17 protein-coding genes and 2 pseudogenes are annotated in these 23,948 nt (G+C 40.9%); 9 read left to right on the forward strand and 10 right to left on the reverse strand.

Features of this window, described 5'->3' with window-relative positions:
- Positions 1-142 precede the first annotated feature (142 nt).
- A complete protein-coding gene (sbcB, locus tag AACL30_RS08610; protein WP_339056342.1) occupies positions 143-1,573 on the forward strand; it encodes an exodeoxyribonuclease I in 1,431 nt (476 codons plus the stop codon).
- On the opposite strand, the gene AACL30_RS08615 is transcribed toward sbcB, so the two are convergent.
- Positions 1,562-1,810 (reverse strand): hypothetical protein, encoded by a 249-nt coding sequence (locus AACL30_RS08615; protein ID WP_339056343.1) that lies wholly within the window; start codon positions 1,808-1,810, stop codon positions 1,562-1,564. The genes sbcB and AACL30_RS08615 overlap by 12 nt on opposite strands.
- Between AACL30_RS08615 and istA the strand changes: the two genes are divergently transcribed.
- From istA to glpK, 4 genes and pseudogenes are all read left to right on the forward strand, one after another.
- Positions 1,809-2,987 carry an IS21 family transposase gene (istA, locus tag AACL30_RS08620; RefSeq protein ID WP_339056344.1) on the forward strand — a complete coding sequence of 393 codons (1,179 nt, stop codon included), beginning with the start codon at positions 1,809-1,811 and terminating at the stop codon, positions 2,985-2,987. The genes AACL30_RS08615 and istA overlap by 2 nt on opposite strands.
- Positions 2,984-3,781, forward strand: a complete 798-nt coding sequence (gene istB / locus AACL30_RS08625) for an IS21-like element helper ATPase IstB (protein ID WP_339058365.1) — start codon at positions 2,984-2,986, stop codon at positions 3,779-3,781. The genes istA and istB overlap by 4 nt, the downstream gene beginning before the upstream one ends.
- A gap of 311 nt (positions 3,782-4,092) precedes the next feature.
- Positions 4,093-4,905, forward strand: a pseudogene (locus AACL30_RS08630) (MIP/aquaporin family protein); the annotation flags it as partial.
- Between the two features lie 53 nt (positions 4,906-4,958).
- A complete protein-coding gene (glpK, locus tag AACL30_RS08635) occupies positions 4,959-6,497 on the forward strand; it encodes a glycerol kinase GlpK (RefSeq protein WP_339056346.1) in 1,539 nt (512 codons plus the stop codon).
- Positions 6,498-6,567: 70 nt separating this feature from the next.
- Here the strand turns inward: glpK and emrD are convergent, their stop codons facing one another.
- Positions 6,568-7,746, reverse strand: coding sequence for a multidrug efflux MFS transporter EmrD (emrD, locus tag AACL30_RS08640; protein WP_339056347.1), 1,179 nt, complete (start codon positions 7,744-7,746; stop codon positions 6,568-6,570).
- Positions 7,747-7,903: 157 nt separating this feature from the next.
- Positions 7,904-8,158, reverse strand: coding sequence for a sulfurtransferase TusA (gene tusA / locus AACL30_RS08645; RefSeq protein ID WP_339056348.1), 255 nt, complete (start codon positions 8,156-8,158; stop codon positions 7,904-7,906).
- Positions 8,159-8,189: 31 nt separating this feature from the next.
- Between tusA and AACL30_RS08650 the strand changes: the two genes are divergently transcribed.
- From AACL30_RS08650 to glpQ, 3 genes are all read left to right on the forward strand, one after another.
- Complete coding sequence (locus tag AACL30_RS08650) at positions 8,190-8,894, forward strand: 7-cyano-7-deazaguanine/7-aminomethyl-7-deazaguanine transporter (RefSeq protein WP_339056349.1); 705 nt, start codon at positions 8,190-8,192, stop codon at positions 8,892-8,894.
- 214 nt (positions 8,895-9,108) lie between these two features.
- On the forward strand, positions 9,109-10,461 hold the full coding sequence (gene glpT, locus AACL30_RS08655; RefSeq protein WP_339056350.1) for a glycerol-3-phosphate transporter: 1,353 nt from the start codon (positions 9,109-9,111) through the stop codon (positions 10,459-10,461).
- 89 nt (positions 10,462-10,550) lie between these two features.
- A complete protein-coding gene (glpQ, locus tag AACL30_RS08660; protein WP_339056351.1) occupies positions 10,551-11,636 on the forward strand; it encodes a glycerophosphodiester phosphodiesterase in 1,086 nt (361 codons plus the stop codon).
- A gap of 203 nt (positions 11,637-11,839) precedes the next feature.
- On the opposite strand, the gene AACL30_RS08665 is transcribed toward glpQ, so the two are convergent.
- The 5 genes from AACL30_RS08665 to rdgC all read right to left on the reverse strand — a co-directional run bounded on the left by AACL30_RS08665 (position 11,840) and on the right by rdgC (position 19,162).
- Positions 11,840-13,120 (reverse strand): HAAAP family serine/threonine permease, encoded by a 1,281-nt coding sequence (locus tag AACL30_RS08665; RefSeq protein WP_339056352.1) that lies wholly within the window; start codon positions 13,118-13,120, stop codon positions 11,840-11,842.
- Between the two features lie 889 nt (positions 13,121-14,009).
- Complete coding sequence (gene ybjG, locus AACL30_RS08670; protein ID WP_339056353.1) at positions 14,010-14,615, reverse strand: undecaprenyl-diphosphate phosphatase; 606 nt, start codon at positions 14,613-14,615, stop codon at positions 14,010-14,012.
- Positions 14,616-14,892: 277 nt separating this feature from the next.
- Positions 14,893-16,590 carry an aspartate:alanine antiporter gene (locus tag AACL30_RS08675; protein WP_339056354.1) on the reverse strand — a complete coding sequence of 566 codons (1,698 nt, stop codon included), beginning with the start codon at positions 16,588-16,590 and terminating at the stop codon, positions 14,893-14,895.
- A gap of 261 nt (positions 16,591-16,851) precedes the next feature.
- On the reverse strand, positions 16,852-18,225 hold the full coding sequence (gene mnmE, locus AACL30_RS08680; protein ID WP_339056355.1) for a tRNA uridine-5-carboxymethylaminomethyl(34) synthesis GTPase MnmE: 1,374 nt from the start codon (positions 18,223-18,225) through the stop codon (positions 16,852-16,854).
- Positions 18,226-18,241: 16 nt separating this feature from the next.
- Complete coding sequence (rdgC, locus tag AACL30_RS08685; protein WP_339056356.1) at positions 18,242-19,162, reverse strand: recombination-associated protein RdgC; 921 nt, start codon at positions 19,160-19,162, stop codon at positions 18,242-18,244.
- A 482-nt stretch (positions 19,163-19,644) separates the two neighbouring features.
- Here rdgC and AACL30_RS08690 point away from each other — a divergent pair, with 482 nt between their 5' ends.
- Positions 19,645-20,403 carry a helix-turn-helix transcriptional regulator gene (locus tag AACL30_RS08690; RefSeq protein WP_339056357.1) on the forward strand — a complete coding sequence of 253 codons (759 nt, stop codon included), beginning with the start codon at positions 19,645-19,647 and terminating at the stop codon, positions 20,401-20,403.
- Positions 20,404-20,437: 34 nt separating this feature from the next.
- Here AACL30_RS08690 and pckA read toward each other — a convergent pair whose 3' ends face one another.
- Together pckA and AACL30_RS08700 are read right to left on the reverse strand one after the other, a co-directional pair.
- Positions 20,438-22,048 (reverse strand): phosphoenolpyruvate carboxykinase (ATP), encoded by a 1,611-nt coding sequence (pckA, locus tag AACL30_RS08695; protein WP_339056358.1) that lies wholly within the window; start codon positions 22,046-22,048, stop codon positions 20,438-20,440.
- A 205-nt stretch (positions 22,049-22,253) separates the two neighbouring features.
- Positions 22,254-23,948 (reverse strand): annotated as a pseudogene (locus tag AACL30_RS08700) (IgaA/UmoB family intracellular growth attenuator); the annotation flags it as partial.

Here is a 23,948-nt window from a genome sequence, read left to right on the forward strand (position 1 = left end):
AGCTCTTGAAGTTACAGGGCGACCGACCGATGAGCGTAGACATATTACATGATTCGGCGAACACCCACAGCCAACGCCGCGGCGGCTTCAAAGGCAAAGGGTATAATCATAACATTAAGATCCAGACGAGCCAGCAAACACTATGTTAGAGCAATGCAAAAAATCGACATTTTACGTCCATGATTACGAAACCTTTGGCCAAAATCCGGCGCTGGATAGACCCGTACAATTTGCTGGAGTACGTACTGATGACGATTTTAATATTATCGACGACCCTTTAGTAATTTATTGCGCTCCAGCTAATGACTATCTTCCTCAGCCAGAAGCGGTGTTGATAACGGGTATTACCCCTCAATATGCTTTGAAGCACGGGGTGAATGAAGCAGAATTTTGCCAAAAAATTCATCAACAGTTCAGTGTTGCCGGTACCTGTACTCTCGGTTACAACAATATTCGTTTTGATGATGAAGTCAGCCGCAATATTTTCTATCGTAACTTTTATGATCCCTACGCCTATAATTGGCAAAATGGTAATTCACGCTGGGATTTGCTCGATGTGGTGCGCGCCTGCTACGCATTAAGACCCGAAGGTATTAATTGGCCAAAAAACGCCGATCAATTACCGAGTTTTAAGTTAGAGCACTTAGCTAAAGCTAACGGCCTACAGCATTTAAAAGCACATGATGCGATGTCTGACGTCTATGCCACTATCGAGCTAGCGAAATTAGTCAAACAAGCACAGCCACGTCTGTTTAAGTATTTTTACCACCATCGTAGCAAACACAAAATCAAAGCATTGATTGATATTGAAAACATGACACCCTTAGTCCATGTTTCTGGTATGTTTGGTGTTCGTCGAAGTAATATTAGCTTAGTTGCCCCTCTGGCGTGGCATCCAGAAAACAAAAACACGGTGATTATGTGTGACTTAGCGGCGGATATATCACCTTTATCAAGTTTAAATGTCAATGCATTGCGTGAGCACCTTTACACGCCTAAAGATTCATTAAATCCACAACAAACAACAATCCCGCTGAAATTAGTACATATTAATAAATGCCCGATATTAGCCCCTATAAATACTTGGCGAGAAAAAGAAACAAAGCGGTTAAAGATAGACCTCCAATACTGTTTGAATCAGCTAGAGTCACTCCGCCAAAATCCACAAATAAAAGAAAAAGTGAACGCATTGTTTAAGCAGAAGACACCTCGCCCAGAGGTTAATAATGTCGATGCGCAACTTTATTGCGGATTTTTTAATGATACTGATCGCAACACGATAAAAAAAATTCAGCAAACATCTCCACAAAATTTACCCGCACTGAATTTTTGCTTTCAGGATCCACGCTTGGAAACTTTACTTTTTCGTTTCCGTGCTAGGAATTATCACAATACCTTAGATGACACTGAACAACGACGTTGGTTGGAATACCGGAAAGAGGTACTGAGTCCTGAGAAGATCAAAGAGTACATTCTGCAATTAAACCAACTTTGCTATCAGTATCAAGACGACAAAGAAAAATCATCCTTATTAAAATCCTTGCTGGACTACGTATGTCGATTAGCAGGGTAAACACCTATACCCTTCGCCTTTCAAGTTACGGCTTTGTTGTCTGCGGGTGCTCGCCGAATCACGTAGTATTTCTACGCTCATCGGTCTCATCCCCTGGGCGCCTAGCGGCAACTTCAAGGGCGAAGGGTATATTGTCAGCGCTAATGATAAAAGACCGTAAATTGCTAATTTAATTTGTCCACTCAAGCCAGAATGCAGTTTCCTTTGTGGTGACAAAGCCATGAGGGAAATAAGCATGCTAAGAAGAGAGGACCACTACATGATAAAACAACGCCATCAACAGGGGGCATTTATTGTTGATATTGCCCATCAGATAGGGTGTTCAGAAAAAACGGTGAGACGGCACATTAGCTATCCTGCGCCGCCAACAGCAAAACGCGGTAAAAAACAGGTTGCTAAACTCGAGCCCTTTAAAGACTACATCGATTCAAGGTTGAGTGAACAGGTTTGGAATGCGGCGGTTATTTTTGAGGAAATCCGTGAAAAAGGCTACCGGGGTGGGAGTGCGATGCTCCGACGTTATATACATCCCAAACGTCCGCTCAGGGCCTCGAAAAACACGGTACGCTTTGAAACCCTCCCCGGTTATCAACTTCAACACGATTGGGGAGAAATCATCGTTGAGGTGGCAGGCTCTGCCTGTACGGTTAATTTTGCCGTTAATACGCTCGGTTTTTCGCGTCGCTTTCATGTCTTTGCTGCCCCTAAGCAAGATGCTGAGCACACGTATGAATCGCTGGTTCGCAGCTTCAATTACTTCGGTGGCAGCGTAAAAAATGTCTTGGTAGATAACCAAAAAGCCGCTGTTATCAAACATGGACAAAATGGCCACATCGAGTTCAATGCGGGCTTCCTGCAACTGGCTAATCACTATGGGTTTAGCCCTCGCGCCTGTAAGCCTTATCGACCGCAAACGAAAGGCAAAACCGAACGGATGGTGGGCTATGTTAAACACAATTTTTTCACTCGCTACCGTCAGTTTGAGAGTTTCGCTCATGTTAATCAACTGCTAGCGATGTGGCTGGCGAAAGTGGCAGACCAGCGTCATCTTCGTCAATTCAAGCAGACACCGGAAAATCGTTTTGCTGAGGAAAAAATAGCCTTGATGCCACTCCCTGCGACTGATTTCGATACCAGCTACTTCGACCTACGACAAGTGGCATGGGACAGCTATATCGATGTCAGAGGTAATCGCTATAGCGTGCCTTCATTCTGGTGTGGTCGTGCGGTTAATATTCGTATCGGTTTAGATAATACGCTACGTATTTACGGCGATGAGCAACTGCTCGCGACGCATCTCTTGCAGGAGGTAACGCAGGGCTGGCAAAAGGTGCCAGAACATCATCAAGCCCTTTGGCAACAGGTCAATCGAGTAGCGTCTCGTTCGCTCAGTGTGTATGAGGAGCTACTCTGATGGAAATGGAAAACTTGTTGATACGGTTAAAAATGGATTACCTGGGCGATGCGTTGGAGAGTTTATGTGAAGAAGCCACCAAGAAAGCACTGAACTACCGTGAATTTCTCCAGCAGGCATTAGCCCAGGAATGGAACGGGCGTCACCAAAAAGGCTTGGAATCGCGGTTAAAACAAGCACGTTTGCCGTGGATAAAAACCTTGGAGCAATTTGACTTTACTTTCCAACCAAGTATAGACAGGAAAATTATCCGCGAGCTGGCGGGGCTGAGGTTTGTCGAACATCATGAAAACGTCATTTTGTTAGGCCCACCTGGGGTAGGGAAAACGCATTTGGCGATAGCGCTGGCTGTCAAGGCAGCTACAGCTGGGCATCGGGTATTGTTTATGCCTCTGGATAGACTCTGCTGTACCTTAATGAAGGCAAAGCAAGAAAACCGTCTGGAACGCCAACTTCAGCAACTGTGCTATGCCAGGGTATTAATACTGGATGAAATCGGGTATTTACCGATGAATCGCGAAGAAGCTAGCCTATTTTTCAGGTTATTGAGCCGTCGTTATGAAAAGGCGAGCATCATTCTCACATCAAATAAAAGTTTTACTGATTGGGGGGACGTATTCGGTGATCACATTTTAGCAACTGCGATTTTAGACAGGCTTTTACATCATTCAACCACATTGAATATTAAAGGAGAAAGCTATCGACTCAAAAATAAACGCAAAGCAGGCATGTTGCCTATAAAAACGACTGATATTATCCAGGCGCCTGGAATAGAAACCCAACAGGAAAATTAGCAAAAACTGGACATTTTAAAGTAGCAAAAAGTGGTCAATCTAAAGTAGCGTTGACAATATAGCCAAATCAGTTTAATTTGATTCTGTGTTATCGTCGCTTGCCGTACTATTTGTACTGTCTGCGCTCCTCCGCCTTGAATCAAATTAAACTGATTAGGGTATATTCGCGCTGAAAAAATACGACATTAAAATCATTAACCTTTAAAGGACAACAATACGATAAGAACAGTTAGCTGATTTTAGTAATGTCTCATTGTTACACTCATTCACTATAATTTACATTCTATCATTAGGATTGCTGGGATATTACAATGGAAAAAAACACTCACCCGCCCCAAAAAAAACCACCGCTAAATCATTACACTTTGAAAGATAAATGTATTGCTGAATTTATTGGCACCGGTTTACTCATGTTTTTTGGCGTTGGCTGTGTCGCGGCGTTGAAATTAACTGGAGCTGGCTTCGGTCAGTGGGAAATAAGTCTTATCTGGGGCATGGGGGTTGCTATGGCGGTCTATTTAACCGCAGCTATTTCTGGCGCACACCTCAATCCCGCAGTGACTATCACATTTTGGTTATTTTCTTCTTTTAATATCCGCAAAGTCATTCCCTATATTTTGGCACAAATACTCGGCGCATTTTGTGGGGCAGCTTTAATTTATGGCTTATATCACAATTTATTTATCGATTTTGAACAAAACCATCATATGACACGAGGAGCTGCAAACAGCCTCGAGTTAGCGGGTGTCTTCTCTACCTATCCTCATCAGCATATCTCTGTTTACCAAGCTTTTATCGTAGAAACCGTGATTACCGCTATTTTGATGTGTTTAATCTTAGCGTTGACCGATGATGGTCACGGTATTCCTCGCGGGCCACTCGCGCCATTACTCATTGGTATTTTGATTGCAGTCATTGGTGCATCTATTGGACCGCTTACCGGTTTTGCTTTAAATCCTGCCCGAGATTTTGGTGCTAAAGTTTTTGCTTATCTGGCGGGATGGGGAACTATCGCCTTTACCGGTGGACATGATATCCCCTATTTCATTATTCCTATTTTTGCTCCTATCTTAGGTGCTCTATTAGGCGCATTTGGCTATCGTATGTTAATTGGTCGCCGTATGGCTGATATTTTTCATATCAAAAAAACGTAATAACCAATAGGTAGGGGATGATTATGACCACAACAACAGCCAGTGAAAAAAAATACATTGTCGCTCTGGATCAGGGCACGACCAGTTCAAGAGCGATAGTGCTAGATAAGCACGCTAATATTATCGCCATTGCCCAACATGCTATTAAGCAGATTTATCCAAAACCAGGCTGGGTCGAACATGATCCAATGGATATTTGGGCAGCACAAAGTTCTACCTTAATCGAAGTGTTGGCGAAAGCTGATATCAATTATAATGACGTCGCTGGCATTGGCATTACCAATCAGCGGGAAACCACTATTGTTTGGGATAAAAACACCGGAAGACCCATTTACAATGCAATTGTGTGGCAATGTCGCCGTACAGCAGACAGCTGTGAAAAAATAAAAAAAGACGGGAAAGAAGAATTTATCCGTCAAAAAACAGGGCTAATGGTCGATCCCTATTTCTCTGGCACTAAACTACAATGGATACTTGATAATGTGGACGGGGCGCGCGAACGCGCTAAAAAAGGTGAATTATTATTTGGCACCGTTGACACTTGGCTGATTTGGAAAATGACCAATCGCCAAGTCCACGTCACCGATTATACCAATGCCTCACGTACTATGTTGTTCGATATCCATAAAAAAGCATGGGATCCTGAATTACTAAAAATATTTGATGTCCCCGAAACAATGCTACCTGAAGTAAAATCTTCTTCTCAAATCTATGGTAAAACCAATATCGGCGGCGAAGGCAAAATACGCATTTCTATCGCCGGGATCGCTGGCGATCAGCAAGCAGCACTCTTCGGGCAACACTGTGTAAAATCAGGAATGGCAAAAAATACCTACGGGACAGGCTGTTTTTTACTCATGCACACCGGTGACAAAGCAATAGAATCCAAACACAATTTGCTCACTACCATCGCCTGTAGTCCTAAAGGAGAAGTAAATTATGCGCTCGAAGGCTCAGTATTTATTGGTGGCGCATGTATTCAATGGCTCCGTGATGAACTGAGATTTTTTAGTGATTCCTCTGACTCAGAATACTTAACCAGTAAAATCAGTGATAGCAAGGGAGTTTATGTGGTTCCGGCGTTCACTGGCTTAGGAGCCCCTTATTGGGATCCCTATGCTCGTGGCGCAATTTTCGGTATTACCCGTGAAATTAACAGAAATCATATCACCCGTGCATCGTTGGAAGCGATTGCTTATCAAACACGTGATATTTTAGAAGCTATGCAAAATGATTCTGGGATCCCCTTAGAATCACTGCGGGTGGATGGAGGCGCCGTAACCAATAATTTTTTAATGCAGTTCCAGGCTAATATTTTAAATATTAACGTTCAACGCCCAACGATAAATGAAAGCTCCGCCTTGGGTGCCGCTTTTCTAGCTGGCCTAGCGACTGGATTCTGGAAGGATGTAAAAGATTTAAAAGGAAAGGATACAACAACTGAAAATGCTACCCCGCCAAAAACATTTATACCCTGTATGGAGCAAACAGAACGTGATCGTCTTTACGACGGCTGGAAAAAAGCAGTTGCACGCGCACAGGCGTGGGAGGAACACGACTAGCTTTTAATTCCATGAATGATGTTACGCTTTAATGCCTTTAGAGCCTGTTCCAAATCTTCTTGAGCGACTTTCAATTAGAGATTTTAAACAGGCTCTTAGACAAAGACCACCAACACAAAAAGATCAGTATTGCCATAGTGAACATTAATAATCCAAGACTAAATTGCCCAGTCTGTGGCAATATTGCTGATAATCCAGTGGCTAACCCTGATCCCATATTTTGTAATCCGCCAACCAAAGCCCCGCTGGCACCAGCCAAGTATGGAAAAGGCTCCATCGCCCCAGTCGTCGCCAGTGGAAACAACATGCCAGCACCAAAAAAGAACAAGGCAGCAGGCAGTAAGAGTGTCCAAACATTCATAAAACCAAACCAACTCGGGATCCACATCATCAACCCAGCGAGTAAACAACTCATCACCGCATACCACATCAAGTTATAAAAAGGTTGATTATCACGTCCGGCATACCATGCACCTAAAAACGCGGCAGGGATAGGTAAAATAAATAGGATACTTACAGTGAGACTGTTTAATTTTAATACGTCCCGCATTAATACACCGACACTGGCTTCAAAAACGGCGATGCCTGCTAATGCACCAATCAACATAATGAGATAACGGCTAAATAACGTATTGGATAACAAGTGATAAAAACTCGCGAACATAGGTTGTGATTCGGTTTGCTCTGGGCGAGTTTCTGGTAAATAGCGAAATATACAATAGGTAACGAGACTACAGAGCAGCAGTAAAAAAGCATGGCAAGCACGCCATCCAAAATAGCTGCCAAGCATACCACCTATCAATGGAGCGAGTAGCGGGCTAACCAAAATTCCCATATTCAGTAAACTATTTGCATAACGCAATGCCGTACCAGAATACAGATCACGTGGCATGGTACGCGCCATTACCCCAACCACGCCGGTTCCCGTTCCTTGTAACGCACTCGCTAACACCAACAGGGTCAGGCTATCGGCCAACAGAGCACCTAATGCGCCAAAAATAAAAATGAGCAACCCGGTCAAGATGACCGGCCGACGCCCAATCCGATCAGATAAAGGACCATAAATCAATTGAGAACCACCATAAGTGAGCAGATAGGCAGACATGACTCGTTGTACACTACCCGTAGGCACAGCAAAGTCATGAGCAATCTCTGCGATCACCGGAACATAAATAGTCTGCGCCATCTGCCCTACCGCAATGAGCATAATTAGTATCACTAACAGGTGAAAATTCTCTATTTTTCTCATTAATATTGACTAATTTTTTATGAAATTGAGGGTGTATAAGATGACTGAATATGAAATGATCTGCTAAGAGCCTATTCGAAATCTCTTGTGCTCGCTGATACTTCGTCAAAAATGAGCGTCGCTCAAGAAGATTTGGAACAAGCTCTAACAGAACCCGTTAATCGATATCCATCCCCTTGCGAATTAAATACTGATATGGTGTCTGTTTAATATTCTGTGCTAATAATTGATGATCCATAAAACGGCAAAAAGCAGGAATATCACGGGTCGTGGTAGGATCATCGGCAATAACCAATAACGTTTGTCCCTTATCCATATGACGCACCGCCTTACGTACCATCATGACGGGTTCTGGACAACGCATACCCGAAACATTGATGGTTATGTCAGGATCAGCAGAAGGGGCTTTCATATTTGTTCTCTGTATTATAAAGGCGCATTATATGTATTCATTAACTTACCAACAACAAATGTCGGCTTTACTGTGGCTGGTACTATTCCATATTGTCATCATTACTTCCAGTAATTATCTCGTGCAATTGCCGCTTTCCATTTTCGGTTTTCACACCACTTGGGGCGCATTTACTTTCCCGTTTATTTTCTTAGCCACTGATTTAACCGTACGCATTTTTGGCGCTCGATTAGCGCGGAAGATCATTTTATTAGCCATGCTGCCCGCCCTGTTGATTTCATATATGCTGGCGGTTTTATTCTATCAAGGAAACTGGCAAGGATTATTCGCACTCAATAACTTTAATCTTATCGCCGCTCGTATCGCTATCGCCAGTTTTATGGCCTATATTTTAGGACAGTTCCTCGATGTTCAGGTATTTAACCGTCTACGTCAGTATCGTACCTGGTGGATTGCACCAACAGCAGCAATGTTCTTTGGCAATATTAGTGATACTTTTACCTTTTTCTTTATTGCTTTTTATAAGAGTAGCGATCTCTTCATGGCGACGCATTGGATTGAAATAGCGCTTGTGGATTATAGTTTCAAATTATTCGTCTGCTTATTTTTCTTCTTACCGATTTACGGCGCAATGTTAACTATTTTACTGAAATATTTTTCCGGTCAAACTGACCATCAGTTATCTTTAGCGGCGAGCAGAGCTCACCGCTCGATTTTTAGCATAACAAAACTATGATATTTATTAGCCATAAAATTAATCATCATTAATTGTTTAAAGAAGGAGCCAAATAAGAGAGTATACCCCTCGCCTTTGAAGTTGCCTTCGGCTGCCAGGGCGACCGACCGATGAGCGTAGACATACTACGTGATTCGGCGAACACCCGCAGCCAACAACGCGGCGGCTTCAAAGGCGAAGGGTATATTGCAAAACCCCACTACCGGAGACACTTATGTTGAGTATTTTTAAGCCTGCATCCCACAAAAGTAAGTTACCCATAGAACAGGTCGATCCCACCTATCGCCGTTTACGTTGGCAAATTTTTATGGGGATATTTTTAGGTTATGCGGCTTACTATCTGGTACGTAAAAATTTTACGCTGGCAATGCCGTATCTAATCGAACTCGGTTTCTCACGCGGTGATTTAGGGGTTGCTCTGTCTGGAATTTCTATCGCTTATGGCTTATCAAAATTTATTATGGGATCAATTTCTGACCGCTCTAATCCACGTGTCTTTCTCTCTGCTGGACTGATTCTCTCTGCTGCCGTGATGCTATTTATGGGCTTTGTTCCCTGGGCAACATCAAGCATCACTGTGATGTTTGTACTATTATTTTTTTGCGGATGGTTTCAAGGAATGGGCTGGCCACCCTGTGGTCGCACCATGGTGCATTGGTGGTCAAAAAAAGAACGCGGCACTATTGTTTCTATTTGGAATTGTGCTCATAACGTTGGCGGGGGATTACCGCCATTATTGTTTCTGTTGGGGATGGCTTGGTTTAATGATTGGAAGGCGGCATTATACATGCCAGCGCTTAGCGCCATGTTGGTAGCACTCATTACCTTTGCTCTGATGCGCGATACTCCCCAATCCTGTGGTTTGCCCCCCATTGAAGAATACAAAAACGATTACCCAGATGATTACAATGAAAAAGCAGAAGAAGAATTAACCGCAAAACAAATTTTTATGCAATATGTTTTGCCTAACAAATTATTATGGTACATCGCCGTTGCGAATGTTTTTGTTTATTTATTACGCTACGGCATTCTTGACTGGTCTCCCACCTATTTGAAAGAAGTAAAACATTTTACTTTGGACAAATCATCATGGGCTTATTTTTTATATGAATATGCGGGTATTCCCGGCACATTATTGTGTGGTTGGATGTCAGATAAAGTTTTTAACGGCAATAGGGGCGCAACCGGCGTATTTTTTATGCTCCTCGTCACCCTTGCTACCCTAGTTTACTGGCTCAATCCCGTTGGTTATCCCATTATTGATATGATCTGTATGATCACTATTGGCTTTTTGATCTATGGCCCGGTCATGTTGATTGGTCTGCATGCATTAGAATTAGCACCAAAGAAAGCTGCCGGAACCGCAGCCGGTTTTACTGGTCTCTTTGGTTATTTGGGCGGCTCTGTGGCGGCCAGTGCCTTAGTAGGGTATACCGTTGATTTTTTTGGTTGGGATGGCGGATTTATGGTGATGATTGCAGGTAGCATTATCGCGGTTATGTTGTTAATCATGGTTATGTTAAGCGAGAAAAAACATCACGAAGCGTTGATCAGTAAAAACATCTAGTTACTTTTTATATATTTAGCAATTTCAAGCCATAGTGTCATCTTTACTGCCACGGATTTTTTTACATACAAAACAAGGAAAGATAAAATATGCCAATTTACATTAAGGCTCTAGCAAGTATGATGCTTGCGTTATTAATAATAAATAATGTTTACGCCCTGATCCCCTCCAGTGAAAAACTCGTTATCGCTCACCGTGGCGCCAGTGGTTATTTACCAGAGCATACATTCTCTGCTAAAGCGATGGCTTATGCGCAGGGAGCCGATTATTTAGAACAAGATTTGGTGATGACTAAAGATGATCACCTGATTGTATTACATGATCGTTATCTAGATAAAGTAACCAATGTCTCTGAACAATTCCCCAATCGGGTACGTAAAGATGGACGCCACTATGTCATTGATTTTACTCTAGCCGAAATTAAGTCATTAAAAGCCAGCGAAGTCTTCGATATTGAAAACGGTAAAAAAATACAACGCTATCCCAAACGCTTTCCTATGGGTAAATCTGATTTTCGGATACATACCTTCCAAGAAGAGATTGAGTTTGTTCAAGGGCTAAACCATTCAACGGGCAAAAATATCGGTATCTATCCTGAAATTAAAGCACCCTGGTTCCATCGCCAGGAAGGAAAAGATATTTCGACTAAAGTATTAGCGATACTTAAACAATACGGCTATACCAGTAAAAAAGACAAAGTTTATCTGCAATGCTTTGATGCTAATGAATTAAAGCGAATTAAATATGAATTGGAGCCCAAAATGGGAATGGATCTAAAATTGCTCCAATTGATAGCTTACACTAATGATAAAGAAACTTTCGAGCAGCAGCCCAATGGTCAATGGACGAATTACAACTATGACTGGATGTTACAACCAGGCGCAATGAAAAAAATCAAAGAATACGCTGATGGTATCGGCTCGAGTTACCATATGCTAATCGATGATAAATCAACCCCAGAAAAAATTTTATTAACAGACATGGCTAAAGAAGCGCATGATAATAACTTGCTAATACATCCTTATACTATTCGTGCTGACGCTCTGCCTAAATATGTCACCGATGTCGATAAATTATATGAAATTATTTATGACAAAGTGAATGCAGATGGTGCCTTTACTGACTTTCCAGATAAAGGCGTACATTTTTTGCAAAAGCAACGACAACGTAATTGATCGCCTACTGAAATCGACGATATATACCCTTCGTTCTCTTTGAAGTTGCCTTCGGCTGCCAGGGCAACCGACCGATGAGTGTAGACATACCATGAGGACTCGCAGCCAACAACGCGGCGGGCTTCAAAGACGAAGGGTATATTGGCTGACATAATATTGTCAGCCAATAATAATGATTACCCCAATAAACTCGAAATAGCCGTCTATAAACTATAAAGGATCGCTGAAATAGCCGTCAATCCGATAATAACGACAAACCAGTTACTAATATGACCGCTGTATTTACGCATGGCAGGCACTTTATGGATAGCATACATTGGCATAATAAAGAGTAACATCGCAATAATAGGCCCACCCAAATTGCCAATCATCCCTAAAATACTTGGATTGAGCGTTGCTGCTGCCCAACAGGTAAGCAGTATGAACAATGCGGTGATACGATTCAATTTATCAGCATTAATCCTTTTCCCCTTACTGCGCAACGATTTGATGATAATACCATTAAAACTTTCACGAGCGCCTAAATAGTGACCAAAAAAAGACGTGCTTATCGCTACAAAAGCAATAATGGGAGCCACGTAAGCAATGATTGGTGTATTAAGACGATTAGCCAAGTAAGAAAGGATAGTGATGTTTTGTAATTTCGCTTCCATGAGCTCAGCCGGAGACAAACTCAACACACAGCTAAAAACAAAAAACATAACCGTCAAAACCATCATGACATGGCTATAGGCCAAAATACGTGAACATTTTTTCTCCGCATCATGACCACATTCCGTACGTTTTGCCACAGCGAAAGCCGAAATAATAGGAGAATGGTTAAAAGCAAACACCATGACAGGAAGCGCCAACCATAAAGTCATTAATATACCGCTACCACTTTCGGGCATCGAGGTATGTTGAAAAATCGCCCCTGACCAATTTGGAATTAAATAGAGCGCAAGTAACATCAATATGGCAATGAAAGGAAAGACTAAAGCACTCATCGCTTTAAGAATAAAACCCTCACCAAACCGAACAATGCCCATCATCCCTATAATTAAAAGTAGTGACAAAAGGGCACGTGGAGGCGATGGCAACCCCATTTGATGTACGATAAAACTATCGACCGTATTCGTCATAGCCACACCATAAACCAACAAAATGGGATAGATAGCAAAAAAATAAAGTAAGGTAATCAGCTTACCAACCCCAATACCAAAATGTTCTTCAACAACTTCAGTAATATCTTCACCCGGATTTTTACCAGATAGAACGAAACGACACAGACCACGATGGGCAAAAAAAGTCATTGGGAAAGCAATGATTGCCATAATAATCAGTGGTAGTACCCCCCCCACGCCCGCACTAATTGGTAAAAAAAGAACACCAGCGCCAATAGCCGTACCGTACAAACTTAACACCCACATGGTGTCACTCGTCTGCCATCTGCTAGCAGAATTTGCTTTTGCAGAAGCAATGACGCCAGATTGAGTCGTGCCCATAAAATATCTCCGATTTAAACACCGTAAATTAAAATTAAGATTTGACAATTAGATATCTGGTCAACAGATTATTGGTTCCTGTAATCAAATTGAGTAAAAACTCAGTAAAAATAATGTGATTATATTTTTTTATCGATTGTTTTTTTTCAGTATTATACGACAAAATGTTAAATTTAAATTAGCTGAATGGGTAATCCTATTTCTATCGTCCACTAAGTCATAGCTCCCTATTTTTTTGACAACACTGCCTACTTAAAAAAATAAGTATTCAATACTCTAAAATTTTTAATTTTTATATATAACCGAATCAGTCTAATTTGATTCAGAACCGAGAAGCACAGACGGTACAAATAGTACGGCAAGCGGCGACAACATAGAATCAAGTTAAAATGACTTGGCTATATACCCTTCGCCTTTGAAGTCGCCGCGCTGTTGGCTGCGAGCCCTCGCCCTCATGGTAGGTCTACGCTCATCGCTCTCCCTCCCCTGGCCACCTAGCGACAACTTGAAAGACTGTGGGTACAAACCTCCTTGAGCAAATAAAACGAGCTCACAATCACTCTTAATAATAAAAAGATAACTCTCATTACCAAATACTACCGTGATCATGCTCGCAAATATAGAATAAACGCCGCAATGAAAAATTATTTAAATATTTTAATTATTTTCTTACAATAATTATTAAATAATTTTAATCAATAATGATTATAATATGCCAATTGCACTGAAAATTTCGATTAATTTTGCGGGGGAATAAAATATAAAATAAATTAATTTTACAACGGTTGTTTAAGTATTATTTACTTTACAGATTTACTTTTTAATTTTATCTATATATAAATAATAATATATTGGTTCTGTTGATATATAAAATCCCACGACCGTAAAATTAATTGTTTACCCAACCTTTACGAATTAGCGACGCAAAGCAATAACGGTAAAACCTCAATAACCTTCTCATGATACTATTCCCCCACAGACACCAGCCCTGTTGTGATAGAAAACAACCGATCAAACCAACGAAAAAGGCACCTAGCATATCCAATGGCCAATGGAGACCTAAATAAATGCGTGACCAAGCAATCGCCAAGGCAACTATCATTAAGCTGATACCAGACCAAAGCCTATGCCAGAATAAAAAAGCCAATGCAAAAGTGAATATAGCGCTACCGTGATTACTCGGAAAAGCATTATTAGGAGCGTGAAACAAAAAGGTATAACCAAAATTTTTAACAAAAGGCCGATCGGAGGGGAATAGATGTCCTATCAGATAAGCAACACAGAGCGCAAATATCAATGCAATAGCAGTTTTAACCAGCAATTGACGCAATAATACAATACGATCAGAAGGCCCCCATAACCACAAACCCACTAGCAGTAGTGGGATAATAAAAATAACATACTTAGCAACCATACTAGCGAACATAATCATGACAACAGAAGAGCTCGGAGTGGCGTTAATAATAGTAAAAAAGAAATGATTCAGTTGTTCCATTGTTAAACTGTTCATAAAATCTATAAAGTTTAAGAGCCTGTGCAAATCTTCTTTGACGAAGTATTAGCGAGCACAAGAGATTTCGAATATCCCCAATGAATTTTGAGTTACGACAAGGCGGCAATCAATCGAATCTCCGAAGTGTATACCGTTTGCCTTTGAAGTTGCCGCTAGGCGGCCAGGGCATGTGACCCGATGAGCGTAGACCTACTACGTGATTCGGGCGCATGTCCCGCAGCCAACAACGCGGCGGCTTCAAAGGCGAAGGGGATAGGCGCTAAGCGATAATCCCTGCCAGGCAAGGCCAAAGGATCACTATCATGGAACCCGCTAGTGTAAGTAACACATTAGCGATGGCGTAAGTACCTGCATAACCTAACGCTGGAATATTACTGCGGGCGGTATCACTAATAATATCCATAGCAGGTGCACAAGTGCGTGCTCCCATAATAGCACCAAACAACAAGGCGCGATTCATACGTAAAATATACGCCCCAAACAAAAAACAAATAACGACGGGCACCAGACTCACTATCAAAGCAGAAAACAATATCTGAATACCGATAATACCAAAATTACTGCTTATCCCCCCTCCAGCACTGAGCCCTACACCTGCCATAAACACCATCAAACCAAACTCTTTCACCATGTTTAAAGCACCCTGAGGGATATAGCCAAAAGTAGGATGATTAGCACGTAAGAACCCTAACATAATCCCTGATAACAATAATCCAGCGGCATTACCAATGCCAAAATTAAAGCTACTAAACTGGAAAGTAATCAGTCCAATCATTAACCCCAGAATAAAGAAAACACAGAATGCGAGCAAATCAGTAATTTGGCTATGAATAGCGATAAAACCTATTTTTTCGGCAATGCTTTTTACTCGTCGAGCGTCACCACTCACCTGAAGAATATCCCCTTTATTCAATACGATATTATCATCGATTGGCATTTCAATTTGACTACGAATAACACGATTAAGAAAACAGCCGTGGTCAGTCAGCTTCAAATGACCCAGTCGTTTTCCAACGGCATTACTGTTTTTTACTACTATCTCTTCGGTAACGATCCGTAGATCCAGCAAATCGCGATCAAAAACTTCTTTACCATTGCGAAAACTGGGATCCAAACAGGAGTGAGCATCAGGGTAGCCCACCAAGGATATTTCATCGCTCAATTGTAAAATGGCGTCACCATCTGGATTAGCCAATATTCCATTGCGCCTAATACGTTCTATATAACAGCCCGTTTGGCGATAAATACCTAATTCACGTAAATTTTTTCCATCAGCCCAAGCAACGAGCTCAGAGCCCACTCGGTAAGCACGGATAACAGGTAGATACACTTTACGCTGACTATCAGTATCCAACCCGCGCTCTCTAGCAATTTGCTGAGCGCTGGTGGAGAGATCCTGATGCTGTAATTTAGGAAGATAACGCGCGCCGAAAATGAGGCTAACTAAACCTATTAAGTAAGTTACAGCATAACCGAGGCTCAAATTATCCTGTGCATGCTGCAGCAATGAGACACTACTAATACTATGGTGTAATGCATCACCGGCACCAACAAAAATGGGGGTAGATGTCATTGATCCGGCAAGGATACCCGCAGTCAAACCGATATCCCAATCGAATAATTTACCTAAACCTAAGGCTAATATCATAGCGCTACTGACCATCACTGTAGCCAGTATCAGATAATTTTTTCCATCACGAAAAAAAATAGAAAAGAAATTGGGGCCGGCTTCAACACCAACACAAAAAATAAATAGCATAAAGCCAAGATTGAACGCTTCAGTGTTCATGGTGAAATGCTGCTGCCCAAGCAACAGCGATACCACTAAAACCCCGATCGAGCTACCGAGCTGGATAGAGCCGAATCGGACTTTACCAAGGCAGAGTCCGAGCGCTAGGAGAACGAATAGCAACAAAATATAATTGCCATTTAATAAATGTACGATGTTTATGTTCACAGGAGATAACTTAATTGATTATTCATTCGCTCCATTAAGCCTCCTGTAAAATAGGGTATAGAGAGGGTCTTATAATGAGGCGAGCCATCTTCACCTACTGCATACTGACAAATAGACTGGTGCTTAGTCTACACCAATCTTAGTCACTTTAATCTACGAATTGAGTAGAAATTTTTACCAAGCTTCGCGTGAATATTAAAATCTACTCCTTTCTGTTTTTCCAGTATTCATCGCACTATGGAGCGATTATCACGAAAAAGCTTACTTCCCAATACAAAAATTGGAGAAAATTTCTCCGAGTAAATCATCAGAGCTGAATTCCCCCGTTATCTCTTCTAATGCAGATTGCGCTAAACGTAATTCTTCTGCTAATAATTCACCCGCCTGCATAATCACCAATTGTTCGTGGCCGTTGTTGAGATGTTTAAGCGCCTTTTCTAACGCATCCAAATGACGGCGACGCGCCAAAAAATGACCTTCAGGATGCTGAGTAAACCCCATGCTTTTTTTAAGATACTGCTGCAAATTTTCTATACCTTGACCTGTCTTGGCGGATAAACGAATAACGGGATACCCTTTAACTTCAGTTAAGCCACATTGTTCATCCGTCATATCTATTTTATTGCGCACTACAATGATAGGCAGCGTAGTCGGCAGGCGTGCAATCAATTCTGGATCCGGTAACCTTGCTTCTGTGGTGCTACTATCAACAATAAACAGCAAGCTATCGGCGTTTTCTATCTCATGCCAAGCTCGCTCGATGCCGATTTTTTCTATTATTTCGCTGGTTTCACGCAACCCAGCAGTATCGATAATATGTAGCGGCATACCATCAATATGAATATATTCTCGTAATACATCGCGAGTAGTACCGGCAACAGCGGTCACTATCGCACTCTCTTTGCCCGCTAATGCATTAAGTAAACTCGATTTACCTGCATTGGGGCGGCCAGCGATAACCACTTTCATCCCTTCACGTAATAAACTACCTTGATGGGCAGCGGCTTGTACTTTTTTCAATTCATTAATGATGTTATTAAGTTGGTCTTCAATTTTACCATCCGACAAGAAATTGATTTCTTCTTCTGAAAAATCCATGGCCACTTCAACATAAGCGCGCAAATCAATTAAACTTTGACTGAATGCCTTAATACGATCAGAAAAAACGCCTTGGAGTGAATTGACTGCGGAGCGAGCGGCTTGCTCTGAATTGGCATTAATTAAATCAGCAACCGCCTCGGCCTGTGTCAAATCGATTTTGTTGTTTAGAAAAGCACGTTCTAAAAATTCGCCGGGGCGTGCGATACGTAATCCGGGTAATGGCAGCGCCAAAATACGCTTTAGTAGTAAATCTAAAACAATGGGACCACCATGGCCTTGCAATTCAAGAATATCTTCGCCAGTAAAGGAATGGGGTCCCTTAAAGTAAAGGGCAATACCTTGATCCAAGATACTACTGCTATCTGCATCATAAAATTTCAGATAATGCGCGTAACGGGGGGTGGGTAATTTATTCAGTATGGCTTGTGCTACGGCGCTCGCCAACGCGCCAGAAATGCGTAATATCCCGACACCTCCACGCCCAGGCGGAGTGGCTTGAGCAACTATCGTGTCATTTTCTTTATTATTTTTCATTTGATTATGCTATCTATCAGCTTTTTATCGAATGTGCTTCGCCGCCCAAATCGTCAATAATTTTGCTAATCAAACAGCTCAGTTCGCCAGTCATTAGAATAAAATCGGCGTCAAAACGTTGGGCAAAATCTTCGCGGTCGATATTATCATTTTGTTTACGTAGTGTGTCGGCAAATTTTAAACGTTTTAATGAAGCGTCGTTGTTCAGAACAAACTGTAGACTCCCTCGCCAATCTAGTGCCAATTTAGTGACTTGTTTGCCCGCTTCGATATGTGAAGCAATTTCATCACTGACTAAATCTTGTTGCTTACAGCGGATAACCCCTTCGTCTTCCTGAACTGCTTTTAATTCTGCTTCATTCATGAGCGTGAAATCATTGGGTAAGTCGCCAGATTTTATCCACTGTGTCAAAGTAAATTCAATCGGCGTTGCTAGCCTTAGCGGTACAACGGGTAAAGAACCTAAACTTTTACGTAATAATGCCAAAGCATCCTCTGCCTGTTTAGCGCTAGCAACATCAATCATAATAAAATTATTAATATGATCAATCCATAACAACGTTTGACTAAAGCGACTAAAAGCACGCGCAGCTAAGCTAGCTACAATGTCGTCTTTAAGTGCTTTTTTATCGGTGTTTTTAAGTTTACGATGCTGCTCACTTTCTAAACGATCAACTTGAGTTTGTAACTCTTGTTTAATTACCGCTGTCGGTAAAATTTTCTCTTCTTTACGAATACAAAGAATAATTTGATTATTAATATTATGTATTAACGCATCACTCTGTGATCCCATAGGTGAAACCCAACCCATTGTCGAAATATTTTGACGAGGACAGGGAGAAAAAATGAACTGACTTAATTTTTCTTCTATTTTTTCTGCGGAGGGTAAAGTATTCTTACTCAATCGATAAATCATTAAATTCTTAAACCATAACATAGTATTATCCTAAATTTGAATCAAATTATTACGTAATCCCAGCCAGCAGAGATCCTGAACACTATTTAATCTAAAATAATACTCAATAGGAGTATTATGCACTCTTTTATTACCTGTCATCATTGTTATCATGCAGTACATCAGGTACAGAATTTAACTGATAAAATAAAAAAATAAGTCGCTATTATAATAATTCTAATTGAATAAGCGATAAGAGTTTATCAGTGTAAATAATAAAAAAATGCTAACACCAGGGATTTTATTATCGTTTCGTATCTGTTAAATATATATACCTCCTCGTGGGAAACCTATTCGAAATCTTTTCGGACGGTTAAAAAAGATCTCGAATGAGGAGGTATATTTCCATCGCGTCATTAAAGAGTAAAAAATCATCATTTAAATTAATGATTAAAGCGAACTGGCGTTTGTAATTCTAATATGACTAAAGTAATTTTTACCCTGACATTTAATAGGGATCTGAAATGGCTGAAATAAAGCAACCTTCTCCAGTACATGGCACTCAATGTATTTCTACTCAGCTTTCACGACAGATCATCTCATTATGTGACAATAGCAGTGAGCCTTGGGCAATTAAAAATTATGAATCACGGTATTTATATGCCAATGCTGAATATATAGAATTATTAAACTTACCGACAGAGTTTAATATTACAAATCAATTAGACAGTGACATTCCTCACCCTAGCTCAAAATCTGCTTCTTATTTCCATAAATATGACCGTGAAGTTCAAGCATCAGAAAAAAATGTCTTTTCACTTAATATTTATCCTTTTGGCAGTAAAGAAATAATTCAACCCTATATTTGTAAAAAAGCCCCTTTCTATGATGAGAAAGGGAATTGTATGGGTATTATCTTACATACCAAAAAATTGCAAGTTTTCTCAGCCATACAATACCTAAATGAAGCATCACTTAACGCAGGGGTTGATCAAAATATCAAAATACAGAAGAAAAAAAATTTCTTCACTGATAAAGAGCTTGAGGTAATATTTTTTCTAATGCAATCAATAAAATGTAAAGTAATCGCCGAAATATTAGGCCTTTCTTGTAGAACCATAGAAAATAAATTACAGAGTATGTATAAAAAAGCCAATGTCTGTTGTCTAGATGATTTTAAAGCATTTTGCATTAAGAACGGTTTTGATAAATACAACAAACCCATTTCGAAGATTTTACCGCATGACATCACTACTAGTACGCTACTGCACCCAATGAAATAAACAAGGGTGCAACTGCTCAAAAATTTTTACCTCATTAAATTTTTGGCTCGGCGCTGACCAAAGCTTTACCTGCTGGTGTATCAGTATATTGATCAAAATTAGTGATAAAACGCTGTGCCAAGGTTTCAGCTTTTTGTTGCCATTGATTAAAACTGCTATAAGCATTTCTAGGATCGAGAATGCTAGCATCCACGCCAGGTAATGTGGTTGGAAACTTCAAATTAAATACCGGCAAGGTAGTAAAAGTAGTCACCTTATCGATTTCCCCACTAAGAACAGCATCAATAATAGCACGGGTGTTTTTGATAGAAATACGCTCACCAGTACCATTCCAGCCGGTATTCACTAAATACGCTTGAGCACCTACCGCTTGCATTCGCTTTACCAAAACCTCCGCGTATTTTGTCGGATGTAGCAGTAAAAAGGCAGCACCAAAACAGGCTGAAAAAGTCGGTGTCGGTTCGGTTATACCACATTCAGTACCCGCTAGCTTGGCAGTAAAACCTGACAGAAAATGATATTGCGTTTGATCAGCATTCAAGCAAGACACTGGGGGTAATACACCAAAAGCATCAGCGGTTAAAAAAATTACCTTTTTAGCATGCCCAGCTTTAGAGATAGGCTTAACAATATTTTTTATATGATCAATAGGATAGGAAACGCGCGTATTTTCAGTCTTCGAATTATCATTGAAATCAACAGTGCCATCCGCCAACACCACGACATTTTCCAGTAGTGCATTAGGTTTAATAGCATGGTAGATATCAGGCTCTGCCGCGGCGGATAAATTAATGGTTTTGGCATAACAACCGCCTTCAAAATTAAATACCCCCTCATCATCCCAACCATGTTCATCATCCCCGATAAGTTGACGTTTAGGATCAGTAGACAACGTCGTTTTCCCCGTACCAGACAAACCAAAGAAAATAGCAACGTCGCCTCGTTCCCCCACATTGGCAGAGCAATGCATCGAAGCGATGCCCTTCAATGGCAATAGGTAATTCATGATTGAAAACATCCCTTTTTTCATCTCACCACCATACCAGGTACCGCCAATCAGTTGCATACGCTCGGTCAGGTTAAAGGCGACAAAATTTTCTGAATTCAATCCCTGTTGTTGCCATTGTGGATTGGTACATTTGGCACCATTCATCACAATAAAATCAGGCTCGAACTGCTCCAATTCTTCATTAGACGGACGGATAAACATGTTTTTGACGAAATGAGCCTGCCAAGCAACCTCAGTAATAAAACGAACTTTCAGACGACTATTTTTATTTGCGCCACAAAAAGCATCAATGACAAATAGACGTTTATTTGAAAGTTGCCGAGTGACCAATTGTTTTAACTGGCTCCATGTTTCCTGAGTCAACGGCTTATTATCATTTTTACCTTTATTTTGATCAGACCACCATAAAACATCACTTGTCGTTTCATCACGTACAATATATTTATCTTTAGGTGAACGCCCGGTAAAAATACCTGTGTCAACAGCAATTGCGCCTAACTCGGTGACGATACCACGCTCATAGCGCTCTAACTCTGGCTTGGTTTCTTCTTTAAATAAGCACTCATAACTTGGGTTATAAATAACCTCGCTGACATTTTTGATACCATAAACGGCGAATTGCTGTTCAAACTTCATACCAACTCCTCGATCATCAATTTTTCATGTATACCCAATGAATTTCTATAGCCAAATCATTTTAACTTGATTCTATTTTGTACTGCCTGTGCTCCTCCGCCTTGAATCAAATTAGACTGATTCGGCTCTATATACCCTTCGCCTTTGCTGTTAGCTGCAAGCGTTCGCCCGAATCACGTAGTAGGTCTACACGCCTTGGCCGCCGCTAGCGGCAACTTGAAGGGTTGTGGCTAGTAGGAGGGGAACATGTCACAAACTTTTCACTCTGTACAGCGGCGTAATAATGTTGAATATCCTTCATTCGATGACGATTCTTTCGAGCACGGCTGATACAAAGCCAGCTATTTGTCAGCAAAAAAATAATCAACACAAACAATAACAAGCTAGTACCTAGATAACGGATTAAGGTGCTCATTCCTGGCTCGTTGTGTAGAGTAATATGGCAAGTGCCATTTGTATCTAAGAAAATATGGCTGACAATACCTTCGGCTTTGAACGAGGTATTGAGTAACTGATTAGAAAGACGTTGTAGCTCTCGCCATTGCTCCAAAGCACTATATTCAAATAGTGACACCGAAGGAGCAGGGTGATCCACCCATTGCTTTCCTTCATCGCTGATAATTAAAAAGCCGCCAGGGACAAGGTTACTCAAAATCTCAGTGGCTCTGTGGGTTTCACGATAAACAAACGATGAAATTACTATATTAATCAGTTTTTTCAATGCATTTGCGCTGACAGGGCGCAATAACACATTCACGCCACTCAGGGCACCTGAACGTGCGCTGATGACTAACGAAGCCCAGTCGTTAGTATTACATAAGTTAACTAGCGCATTTTTCAATCGAATACAATCTGATGTTTTTTCACATAATGTTCCCGTTTTTAAAACGATATCCGCAAAATTTTTTAGCAGTGCCATTTCCGGTTTTTCAACCGTTACCGCTGATGGTAGTGTTGTATTAGTATCACTCCTGGTTTGTAGAGAGGGCATGGGTGGGTGCAATTGTTGTTTAACCGCACTCATTAACGCGGCAGCTTTTTCAATGACTGCTGATTCAGGTTGTGGTAAAGGTAACCCTTTATTCCAATAGATACTCGAGCAATCAAAAGGCGTAAAAACAAAATTATGGCTCTGTTTACTGCTAGGAGGAACATAGCACATCCCCCGGCCTTGAATTTGCAACATATCACCGACACGCAGTGGGATTTTTGCTAGGGTCTCGATATCTGTTACTTTATGACGTTGAACACCTTGAATCCAATTGATACTCAATTTCAGTGGTAAGCTCAAAGGAGCATAAAATAGCAACATAATTAAAATCAGTAATGAACCCATTACTAAAATGAGATTTTTTCTCCAACCGTGTAAAGGAAAATATTTTGCTTCCACATGAAGCGACAAATAGCGCCCTTGACGTATAACTCGCCGATTAGCATAGATATCTATATCTGTTTTTTTATCTAAATCATTAACGATATAAGGTCTCCAATGGAGTGGATAAATCAAATCAATAATACCCAAAGAAATATTATCCATTTGATTTTGATGTGACTCGCCAAATAGCCCCCAACGTTTTGGTGTACCATTTAAGCAATATATCTCCTGTAAATCTGTGGGGGAAAACGGACGAAATAATCGCCAACATAACCACACCATGATGATTAAAGCAATAAACATCAACCAAAATGATATTAAAGCAGGGCTAATTAGACTAAAGAATGAAAGTGATAAGGCGATACAAAGCATGATAGCCTGTTTTTCGCCACCAGGATGACGTAAAGCACGCTCCTCCGGAGTCTCTTTCCGAATATTTTTCAACTTCATGCATTTATCGTCGTTTTCGTGGATAGATGCATCTTGTATTGAATGAGTTACACTTTTAGGCCGATGATTTTTTAA

Origin of the sequence: Candidatus Regiella endosymbiont of Tuberolachnus salignus (genome assembly GCF_964020115.1) — a bacterium.
GTDB classification, from domain to species: domain Bacteria; phylum Pseudomonadota; class Gammaproteobacteria; order Enterobacterales; family Enterobacteriaceae; genus Regiella; species Regiella insecticola.